General features: G+C 74.1%; 5 protein-coding genes. 3 read left to right on the forward strand and 2 right to left on the reverse strand.

What is annotated here, in order from left to right:
* Nucleotides 1–1054, forward strand: a 1054-nt coding sequence (locus HCN56_RS22085; RefSeq protein ID WP_312871363.1) for a FecCD family ABC transporter permease, incomplete at its 5' end; no start/stop codon positions are given.
* A complete protein-coding gene (locus HCN56_RS22090) occupies nucleotides 1051–1905 on the forward strand; it encodes an ABC transporter ATP-binding protein (protein WP_167973864.1) in 855 nt (284 codons plus the stop codon). The genes HCN56_RS22085 and HCN56_RS22090, both read left to right, overlap by 4 nt.
* Nucleotides 1906–1973: 68 nt before the next feature.
* On the opposite strand, the gene HCN56_RS22095 is transcribed toward HCN56_RS22090, so the two are convergent.
* A complete protein-coding gene (locus HCN56_RS22095) occupies nucleotides 1974–2744 on the reverse strand; it encodes an enoyl-CoA hydratase/isomerase family protein (RefSeq protein WP_167973866.1) in 771 nt (256 codons plus the stop codon).
* 197 nt (nucleotides 2745–2941) lie between these two features.
* Nucleotides 2942–4177 carry a L,D-transpeptidase gene (locus tag HCN56_RS22100; protein WP_312871364.1) on the reverse strand — a complete coding sequence of 412 codons (1236 nt, stop codon included), beginning with the start codon at nucleotides 4175–4177 and terminating at the stop codon, nucleotides 2942–2944.
* A gap of 481 nt (nucleotides 4178–4658) precedes the next feature.
* Here HCN56_RS22100 and glgX point away from each other — a divergent pair, with 481 nt between their 5' ends.
* Nucleotides 4659–6920, forward strand: a complete 2262-nt coding sequence (gene glgX / locus HCN56_RS22105) for a glycogen debranching protein GlgX (protein ID WP_167973872.1) — start codon at nucleotides 4659–4661, stop codon at nucleotides 6918–6920.
* Nucleotides 6921–7132 lie beyond the last annotated feature (212 nt).

Consider the following 7132-nt stretch of genomic DNA (forward strand, 5'->3'; position numbering starts at 1 on the left):
GTCGGCGACCGGGCGGCTGGCGACCGGGCGGCGGCGGGTCGTCGTCGGCACCGCCCGGTGCAACCTCGTCGTCGGCGTCCGCTCCGCGGCGCTGGCCGGCGCGGCGGCGGTGCTCCTCGCCGGGTTCGTCCTCCTCGCCCTCGTCCTCGGCGACTACCCGCTGAGCCCGGGCGAGGCGATCGGCGTGCTGACCGGCTCCACCGAGGGGTTCGCCCGCACCGTCGTCCTGGACTGGCGGCTGCCGCGCGCCGCCGCGGCCGCCGTCTTCGGCGCCGCGCTCGCGGTGGCCGGCGCGATCTTCCAGACCGTCACCCGCAACCCGCTGGCCAGCCCCGACATCATCGGCCTCGCCAACGGGTCCTTCACCGGCATGCTCGTCGCGCTGCTGCTGCTCGGCGGCGGATGGCCGCTGCTGATGACCGGTTCGCTGGTCGGCGGGCTGCTCGCCGCCGTCGCCATCTACCTGCTCGCCCTCCGCGACGGGCTCCAGGGGTTCCGGCTGATCGTCGTCGGCATCGGGGTCTCCGCGATGCTGGCCTCCGTCAACACCTGGATGCTGCTGCGGGCCGAGCTGGAGACCGCGCTGCTCGCCTCCGCCTGGGGCGCCGGCACCCTCAACACGGTGACCGCCGCCAACGCCGTACCGGCCGGGCTCTGCCTCCTGGCTCTGCTGGCGCTCCTGCCGCCCCTGGCCCCCGCACTGCGCCAGCTCGACCTCGGCGACGACGTGGCGGCCGCGGCCGGTGTACGGGTCGGCCGCTCGCGCACCGCCGTCATCGCGGTCGCCGTGGGGCTGGTCAGCGTGGTCACCGCCGTCGCCGGCCCCATCTCCTTCGTGGCGCTGGCGGCGCCGCAGATCGCCCGCCGGCTGGCCCGTGCCCCCGGCATCCCGCTGACCGTCAGTGCCCTCACCGGCGCGGTGCTGCTCCTCGGCGCCGACCTGATCGCCCAGCACCTCGTCCCCCTGACCGTGCCGGTGGGGGTCGTCACCGTCGTCCTCGGCGGTGGCTACCTCGTCTGGCTCCTCGTCCACGAAGCAAGGCGGCGCCCGTGACCCCGAAGACCACGCCCCCGGCGACCGCCGCCGATGCCCGGACCGCGGACGACCGGGACACGGACGGGCCCAGGCTGCTCGCGCGGGGGTTGACCCTGCGCTACGGGGACCGGACCGTCGTCGAGGAGCTCGACCTGGTGGTGCCGCCCGGCTCCTTCACGGTGGTGCTCGGCCCCAACGCCTGCGGGAAGTCCACGCTGCTCCGGGCGCTGTCCCGGCTGCTGGCGCCCACCGCGGGCACGGTGGTCCTCGACGGCCGCGACATCCACACCCGGCCGCCCAAGGACGTCGCCCGCCGGCTCGGCCTGCTGCCGCAGACCGCGACGGCGCCCGACGGCATCACCGTCGCGGAACTCGCCTCACGCGGCCGGTACGCCCACCGCCGCGCGCTGCGGCAGTGGTCGCCCGAGGACGACGAGGCGGTGGCCGGTGCCCTGGCCGCCACCGGGGTGGCGGACCTCGCGGCGCGACCGGTCGCCGAGCTCTCCGGCGGGCAGCGGCAGCGGGTGTGGATCGCCATGGTCCTCGCGCAGGAGACACCGCTGGTGCTGCTCGACGAGCCGACCACCTACCTCGACGTGGCGTACCAGATCGAGGTGATGAACCTGCTGCACGAGCTGAACCGCGCCGGGCGCACCGTCGTCGCGGTGCTCCACGACCTCAACCACGCCGCGCGCTACGCCTCGCACCTGGTGGTGATGCGCGACGGACGCATCGAGGCGGCGGGCCCGCCCGCGCGGACGCTCACCTCCGAGCTGGTCGACCGGGTCTTCGGGCTGCCCAACGTCGTGATCCCCGACCCGGTCACCGGCACACCGCTGGTCGTGCCGGCCGACACCCGGACCCGCTGACGCCGCCGGGGGCCGCCCGGCCCCGGTGGCGTCAGCGGCCGGCCGGGGGCGGGCGCTGACGCCGCTGCTCAGCGGGTGAAGCGGGCCTTGCCGGGGCCGTCCTCGACGAAGCTCCGCATGCCGATCTCGCGGTCGGCGGTGGCGAAGAGCGAGGCGAACCAGGTGCGTTCCACCGCGAGGCCGGTGTCGATGCCGGCGTCCAGCCCGCTGTCGACGGCCTCCTTGGCGGCGCGCAGCGCGATGGCGGGCCCGGCGGCGAGCCGCGTCGCCCAGGCGTGGGCGGTGGCGTACACCTCGTCCGCGGGGACGACCTTGTCGACCAGGCCGATCTCCAGCGCCTCGGGCGCCTTGACCTGGCGGCCGGTGAAGATGAGGTCCTTGGCGCGGGAGGGGCCCACCAGCCGCGGCAGCCGCTGGGTGCCGCCGGCGCCGGGGATCAGTCCGAGCAGGATCTCGGGCTGGCCGAGCCGGGCGTCCTCCGCGGCGACCCGGATGTCGGCGCAGAGCGCCAACTCGCAGCCGCCGCCCAGGGCGTAGCCGGTCACGGCGGCCACCACCGGCTTGGGAATCCGCGCGACGGCGGTGAAGGACTCCTGGAGGCCGCGGGCGCGCGCGATCATCGCGGCCTGGTCCATCTCCCGCATTTCCTTGATGTCCGCGCCGGCGGCGAACACCTTCTCGCCGCCCCAGATCACCACGGCGCGGACGTCGTCGCGGGCGGTGACCTCGTCGGCCAGTTCCCGCAGCCGGTCCTGCACGGCGGTGTCCAGGGCGTTCATCGGCGGCCGGTCCAGCCGGATGGTGCCGACGCCGTCCGCTACTTCCAGATGCACAGTCATGCCGTCAGGTTAGCGTTCGTTCACCGGCGGTGGGCCGTTCGGGCCGCGCCGGTTGCCGCCCACCGGGGCGCGTGCCTGCCCCGGACGCGGTGGTGGTCCCGGGCGGGTGCCGGCCCGGACGTGCCGGTGGCCCGGTACGGTCGTCGACCGTACCGGGCCACCGTGCGGGCCCGCCGCTCAGCGGCGGGCCGAGGGGGTCACTGCCCCGCGCCCCACTGGGACCAGTCGAGGTTCCAGCCGTTGAGGCCGTTGTCCGGGGCGATGACGTCGTCGTCGGAGTTCACGACCTCGATCACGTCGCCGATCCGGGTGTTCTCGTAGAACCACGCGGCCTGCGTGGAGGCGTCGTTGCCGCCCTGCACGTCCTGCAGGCCGATGCACCCGTGGGTGTCGAGGTGGTTGCCGAAGGTCCCGGGGGTGGACCAGTAGTTGCCGTGGAGGAAGGTGCCGGAGGTGGAGAGCCGGATGGCGTGGGGAACATCGGGGATGTCGTAGTCGTACCCGACGGTCGCGCCGTCCATCCGGGTCTCGGTGAACATCTCCGAGACGACCATCTTGCCGTTCCAGGTGTCCTTGCCGGGGGCGCCCGCGGTGACGGGGATGCTCCGGATGACCTCGCCGTCACGCTCGACGTCCATGGTGAGGGTGTCGATGTCCACGGTGCTGACCTGCCGGTGCCCGACGACGAACGACCGCTCGTTGTACCGGGTGCCGTACACGCCGGGGGCGGCCTCGACGCCGCGGGTGCGGAACTCGACCGTCACCTCCGTGCCGGGCGCCCAGTACTCCTGCGGCCGGAAGTCGACGCGCTGGTTGCCGAACCAGTGCGGCTCGACCTCGACGGCCGGCTCGGTCTTGATCCGGATGGCGTCGGCGATCGCGCCGGTGTTCTCCACCGGCTTGTCGAAGGTCACCGAGATCACGGTGCCGACCCCGACGGTGCCGCCTTCGTCGATCCAGTTCCAGAGGTGGCTGTTGGTGTCGACGGTGGCCTCCGCGGCCACGGTGGTGAAGGTGGTCGTGCCCACCGCCTCCAGCCCCTCGGCGTCCTCGCCGGTGGCGGTGACCTCGTAGGTGGTGCCGTTGGCGAAGTGCTCCACCGGGGCCCAGCCGGTGCTGTCCTCGGTGAACTCGCCCGGCACCTCGGTGCCCTCCGGGTCGGTCACGCTCACCTCGGTCAGCGTGCCGTCCTCGGCGCTGACCGAGAACTCCTCCCAGGTCGCGACCGACTCCGCGCCGTCCTCAGTGGTGAACGCCACCGAGACCGCGGCCGCCGCGTCGCCCCCGGCTCCGCCCCCGCCGCCCTTCTCCTCGTCGCCCCCCGACGTCTCCGCCTTGCTGGTGCCCCCGCACGCCGTCGCGACCACCATGACGATCCCGGCCAAGCCGGCTATCGCCCCGTTGCGCCTCGCGCCCCACCGTCGCCTGTTCACCTGTGACTCCCCTCGCGCCCCGGGCGTCCGTGATGATCCACGTCCGCCGTTCCTCCAGCCAACCACACGCGTCCGGCAGTCATGCCCCGGAATTGTCACCGTTGCGTACTAGTGCTGCCCACGGCATGACGCAGAGCGTTGAAGAGGCGGCAAGCAGTGCCATTCGGTCCTAAAAGTGATCAAATACCTCATGACTGGTCATGAGGCGGTCACGAGTGATGAAGAACCACTGAGAGGGAAGAACCTGGGGAAAGCTGACAACCGGCCGACACCGCCGAGCCCCGCGGCCGCCGACGGCCGCGGGTACGCAACCCCCGCGGCCACCCCCCGGCACCCGCCGGACCCCACCACGGTCCGCCCCCCCCGCGACGCGCAGCGCCCCCAGCACCGCTGACCCGCCCCCCATTCGCACCAGCAGGAGGCCCACGTGCCCCACGCACCCGAGCACGGGCCGGCCGGAACCGAGACGGCCGCCCCCACCATGGTCACCGGGCACCCCGCGGCCCCCGGCCCCCTGGCGCACAGCGTGCACGTCCGCCCGCCCGCCGGCCTCCCGCCCGAGGTCTGGCCGGGCAGCCCGCAGCCGCTGGGCGCCCGCGTCCGCAACGGACCCGGCGACATCCCCGGCACCAACTTCGCCCTCTGGGCGGCGGGCGCGGAAGGCGTCGAGCTCTGCCTCTTCGACGACGCCGGCAACGAGACCCGCTGCGCCCTCACCGAACTGACCCACGAGATCTGGCACGGCTTCGTCCCCGGCGTCACCGCCGGGCAGCGCTACGGCTACCGGGTCCACGGCCGCTGGGACCCCTGGACCGGCGCACGCTGGAACCCGGCCAAGCTCCTCCTCGACCCCTACGCCCGCGCCGTGGACGGCGACTTCGCGCCCGGCACCGGCAAACGCCCCGTCCCCGCCGAGTGCTACGCCCACGCCCGCGACTGGCCCGACCAGGACGTCGCCGACACCGTCCGGGACGACCGCGACTCCGCCCCGTTCGTCCCCAAGGGCGTCGTCGTCGACGACCGCGACACCTGGGCCGACGACCGCCGCCCCAAGACCCCCTGGGCGGACTCCGTCATCTACGAACTCCACGTCCGCGGCTTCACCCGCGCCCACCCCGACATCCCCGAGGAGCTGCGCGGCACCTACGCCGGCCTCGCACACCCCGCGGCCGTCGACCACCTCACCCGCCTCGGCGTCACCGCCGTCGAGCTGCTGCCCGTCCACCAGTTCGCGCACGAGGACCACCTGCTGCGCCGCGGCATGTCCAACTACTGGGGCTACAACAGCATCGGCTACTTCGCCCCGCACGCCGCGTACAGCGCCGCCGGAAGCCGCGGCGCGCAGGTCGGCGAGTTCAAGAACATGGTGCGCGCCCTCCACCGCGCCGGGATCGAGGTCATCCTCGACGTCGTCTACAACCACACCGCCGAGGCCGGCCAGCTCGGCCCGACACTGTCACTGCGCGGCATCGACAACAGCGGCTACTACCGGCTGGGGGAGGACCCCCGCTACTACGCCGACTACACCGGGTGCGGCAACACCCTCCACGTCGTCCAACCGCAGGTGCTGCGGCTGATCACCGACTCACTGCGCTACTGGGTGCAGGAGATGGGCGTCGACGGCTTCCGCTTCGACCTCGCCGCCGCCCTGGCCCGCTCCATGCACGACGTCGACATGCTCTCGCCGTTCCTGGCGGTGATGGCCCAGGACCCCGTCCTGCGCCGGGTCAAACTGATCGCCGAGCCCTGGGACGTCGGCAACGGCGGCTACCAGGTCGGCGCGTTCCCGCCGCTGTGGACCGAGTGGAACGACCGCTACCGCGACACCGTCCGCGACTACTGGCGCGGCGCCGTCCCCGACGTCCGGGACCTCGGCTACCGGCTCTCCGGCTCCAGCGACCTCTACGCCTGGGGCGGCCGCCGCCCCTACGCCTCCGTCAACTTCATCACCGCCCACGACGGCTTCACCCTCCGCGACCTCGTCAGCTACCACGGCAAGCACAACGAGGCCAACGGCGAGGAGAACCGCGACGGCACCGACGACAACCGGTCCTGGAACTGCGGCGCGGAGGGGGAGACCGAGGACCGGGAGGTGACCGCCCTGCGCCGCCGCCAACTCCGCAACCTCCTCACCACGCTGCTGCTCTCCACCGGCGTGCCGATGCTCGTCGCCGGCGACGAGATGGGCCGCACCCAGCGGGGCAACAACAACGCCTACTGCCAGGACAACGACCTCAGCTGGGTCGACTGGGCCCTCACCCGCGATCCGGCCTGGCGCTCGCTGCTCGACCTCACGGCCCGGCTGATCCGGCTCCGCCGCGACCACCCGGTCCTGCGCCGCCGGGCGTTCTTCTCCGGCCGGCCGCAGGGCCCGGAGGGGCTGCGCGACCTCGCCTGGTTCACCGGAACGGGGCAGGAGATGGCCGAGTCCGACTGGTACGCGCCCAGCCTCACCCTGGGGATGTACCTCTCCGGCCAGGACATCCCGCAGCGCGACGACCGCGGCCGCCCGGTCACCGACGACAGCTTCCTGGTGCTGCTCCACGCCGGCGCGGAGGACGCCGTCTTCCCGCTGCCCGGCGCGCCCTGGGCGGAGGGGTACGAACTGGTCCTCGACACCACCCGCGAGGACCAGGCCGACGGGCCGGGCAGCCTGCACGCGCCGGGGGAGGGCATCACGCTCCCCGCCCGCTCCGTGCTGCTGCTCCGCGCGGTCCCGCCGACGCCCGCCCCAGAGGGCTGACGCCTGCCCGGCCTGCCCGGCCTGCCCGGCGCCTCGGCGTCCGGGCGGCCCGGCGGCCGTCCGGACGGACCGGCCAGGGGGGACGGGGCGGACCGGTCAGGGGGCGGACGGGGTGGACAGGCCGGCGGGCCGAGGCCGAGTGAGGGTCGGGGCGAGGGCCGGATAGCGGCGACGCCCGCACGACGGCGAGGGACGGGGCGGCGACCCATGGT

The sequence above is a fragment of the Streptomyces lonarensis genome, from assembly GCF_012033735.1.
Classification (GTDB): domain Bacteria; phylum Actinomycetota; class Actinomycetes; order Streptomycetales; family Streptomycetaceae; genus Streptomyces; species Streptomyces lonarensis.

What these genes read in the sequence shown, in the direction of transcription:
- HCN56_RS22095 (WP_167973866.1), bottom strand. Translation starts at nt 2,744, where the DNA reads ATGACTGTGCATCTGGAAGTAGCGGACGGCGTCGGCACCATCCGGCTG.
- glgX (WP_167973872.1), top strand. Translation starts at nt 4,659, where the DNA reads ATGGTCACCGGGCACCCCGCGGCCCCCGGCCCCCTGGCGCACAGCGTG.